The organism is Pseudomonas sp. P4_C3, assembly GCF_056402075.1.
Window position 1 is genome coordinate 1 of the sequence record NZ_JBFUIC010000440.1, and the last position, 2,844, is coordinate 2,844.

Below are 2,844 nucleotides of genomic sequence, written 5' to 3' on the forward strand. Positions count from 1 at the left end.
GGGCAAGAGCCCTTGGTTACTTGGGGCCGGGCGGCGTTCCGCTTTTCCAAGTGACCCKCCGTAAGGGCGGAACCCTAAGTGGCCGTTACCGCAGCAATGAATATGTACACCAGGAAGAAAATGGTCGGCCGTAAGGTCGCCATCGCCGGCAAGTCGGATCGCCGCACCGCAGCTTCTACAGGTGTCGGTGTTCCCCGGGATTCCGTGAAGTACCAAAAAATAGGGGGTGATGACGTTTCAGAATGACCCGATGCACAGATGTCATTACCCATACTTGAGGGATGTTTTTCGAGCCTTCGAGCTTCGATCAACTGGCTGTTTTGCCCTGGAGATCGCGGGAAGCGCCTTCGAGGGTTTTCCATAAGCTGCGCATCGTAGGGTTCTCATTGGTGATAGAGCAGTAGGAGCGTATCTCCAGTCGCGTGCTCCATTCATCACCACCCGCTTTCACCAACTGACCTCGTTGAAGCTCGTCAAAGACAGCGCTTTGTGGCAACCATGCCACCCCATAACCCTCGACTGCCATTCGCATCAGCAGCATTGTCATATCCGCCTCGTAGCAGCGCTCCAGCATGCATGCAGTCGGGCCATTCTTTATGACGATGTCGGCAACACGACCTAGAAAAGTCGTAGCTGTATAAGCGAGGTGAGGAACTGTTTTGCTGGAGGTGCCCGGTAAGGGATACAGCGGATTCCCATCGCTGTCAGGTGCGCACACAGGAATAAACGCGTCATGACCCAAGGTCAAACTCCCGAACTTTTCCGAATCGAGAAGTATGGGTGCCAGGGGATGGTGGTAGACGATCATCAGATCACAACTCCCCTCCTCCAGAGATATGACCGCGTCGTGGATGTTGGCGGCAACGACCCGCGCATTGAATTGCTCATTGTGCTGCTGAAATTGCTTCAGCCATTTCGGCAGGAATGTCATCGACAGACTGTGGCCGGCAGTGACCTGGATGGATCGCCCTGGCATCCGCTCTACCTCGCGAAGGCTTGAGCGCAGCCTCATTAGCCCCGCCAATGCCTCGCGGCTTTCTTCACAAAATGTGCGGCCAGCAGAGGTCAGTTGGACAGGATAGGTGCCACGATCCACCAACTCTGCACCTACCCATTCYTCTAGTGACTTTATACGCCTCGACAAAGCCGACTGGGTCACACAGCGAACCTGCGCAGCCCGAGAAAAATTCTTCCACTCCGCGACCGCCAGAAGATCATCCAGCCATTTGATTTGCATACCGACACCTCATGCCCCGAATGAGCAGTGTACTGCGCACCAGTCAGGGCGAAGCAGCAGTTTCGAAAACTATTCCAAAAGCGCATGAGGCTATCGGGATTACTCATCACGCCCTTCCAAATCCAACCCTAGAATCGAAAACGTTGGAGCGAGGCCACAGAGCTTCGACCGAATGACACTTGTCTCCTGCCAAGTAAAAAAAGCAAAAAAACCACTTGAGGAAAGCTCCGTGAAGAAAAATAAACTTCCGCGTCGGATCGCAATTGGCATCGCCTTGGGCGTGCTTGTCGGTTGGGCGTGCCACCATTTCGCAGGGAGCGAACAAAGCGCCAAAGAGATCGCGTCTTACTTCTCGATGGTCACCGACATATTTTTACGCATGATCAAGATGATCATCGCGCCTCTCGTGTTCGCCACCTTGGTCGGCGGCATCGCGAGTATGGGTAACTCCCGCTCCGTTGGCCGGATTGGCCTAAGAGCCATGGCCTGGTTCGTCACCGCTTCGGTGATCTCGCTGGCAATCGGCATGGGCCTGGTCAACCTGTTCCAACCCGGTGCGGGACTGAACATGGAGGTCGTCCAGCATGCGGCGAGCCCCGTGGTGAACACCGGGGATTTCAGCCTCAAGGTTTTCATCAGTCACGTGTTTCCCCGCAGCATTGCTGAAGCAATGGCCAACAACGAAATCCTGCAAATCGTGGTGTTCTCGTTGTTCTTCGGGTTTGCCCTCGCTGGTGTGAAGCGAGCGGGTTACACAACGATTGTCGATGGCATCGAAGAGCTGGCCAAGGTGATGTTCAAGGTCACGGACTTCGTCATGGCCTTCGCGCCAATCGGCGTTTTCGCAGCCATCGCCTCGGCGATCACCACTCAAGGTCTTGGCTTGATAGTCGATTACGGAAAACTGATTGCCGAGTTCTACCTGGGCATTGTGATTCTGTGGTGCGTGTTGTTCGCTGCCGGCTATATGTTCCTGGGCCGCTCAGTGTTTACCTTGGGCAAGCTCATCCGCGAACCTGTTCTGTTGGCATTTTCCACTGCCAGTAGCGAGTCCGCATATCCGAAAACCATGGAGGCACTGGAGAAATTTGGTGCGCCGAAACGCGTATCCAGCTTCGTTCTACCGTTGGGGTACTCATTCAACCTTGATGGTTCAATGATGTATCAAGCGTTCGCCATCATGTTCATTGCTCAGGCCTACAACGTCGACCTGAGCTTCACACAGCAACTGCTCATATTGCTGACGCTGATGATCACCAGCAAGGGCATGGCGGGTGTAGCTCGAGCATCGGTGGTTGTGGTGGCGGCGACATTACCCATGTTCAACCTCCCCGAAGCCGGCATCTTGTTGATCCTTGGCATTGACCAATTCCTTGATATGGCCAGGACTGCCACCAACGTGGTTGGCAATAGCATCGCGACGGCTGTGGTTGCCAAATCAGAACCACATGAAGAGGCTGAAGACGCGCCCGGCACTGAGTCTCCGCTCCCAATTCATACTGTAGCCACCGCGTGAGAACCTAAACATGAAAGGTAAATCGAAGCCGTCCAGCGGGTCATCGTTTGCTCGCAAACTAGGTATCGTCGGCGGGCTTGGCTCACTGGCC

The 2,844-nt window shown here is 54.7% G+C and carries 3 protein-coding genes; 2 read left to right on the forward strand and 1 reads right to left on the reverse strand.

The features are described from left to right. Positions 1-78 precede the first annotated feature (78 nt). Positions 79-246 carry a hypothetical protein gene (locus tag AC1DVH_RS29000; protein WP_477756674.1) on the forward strand — a complete coding sequence of 56 codons (168 nt, stop codon included), beginning with the start codon at positions 79-81 and terminating at the stop codon, positions 244-246. A 61-nt stretch (positions 247-307) separates the two neighbouring features. On the opposite strand, the gene AC1DVH_RS29005 is transcribed toward AC1DVH_RS29000, so the two are convergent. After that, the gene (locus tag AC1DVH_RS29005; protein WP_477756675.1) at positions 308-1,237 is read right to left on the reverse strand and encodes a LysR substrate-binding domain-containing protein; all 930 of its coding nucleotides are present in this window, start codon (positions 1,235-1,237) and stop codon (positions 308-310) included. A 229-nt stretch (positions 1,238-1,466) separates the two neighbouring features. On the opposite strand from AC1DVH_RS29005, the gene AC1DVH_RS29010 reads away from it, so the two are divergent. Continuing rightward, positions 1,467-2,753 carry a dicarboxylate/amino acid:cation symporter gene (locus AC1DVH_RS29010; protein ID WP_477756676.1) on the forward strand — a complete coding sequence of 429 codons (1,287 nt, stop codon included), beginning with the start codon at positions 1,467-1,469 and terminating at the stop codon, positions 2,751-2,753. Positions 2,754-2,844: the final 91 nt, after the last annotated feature.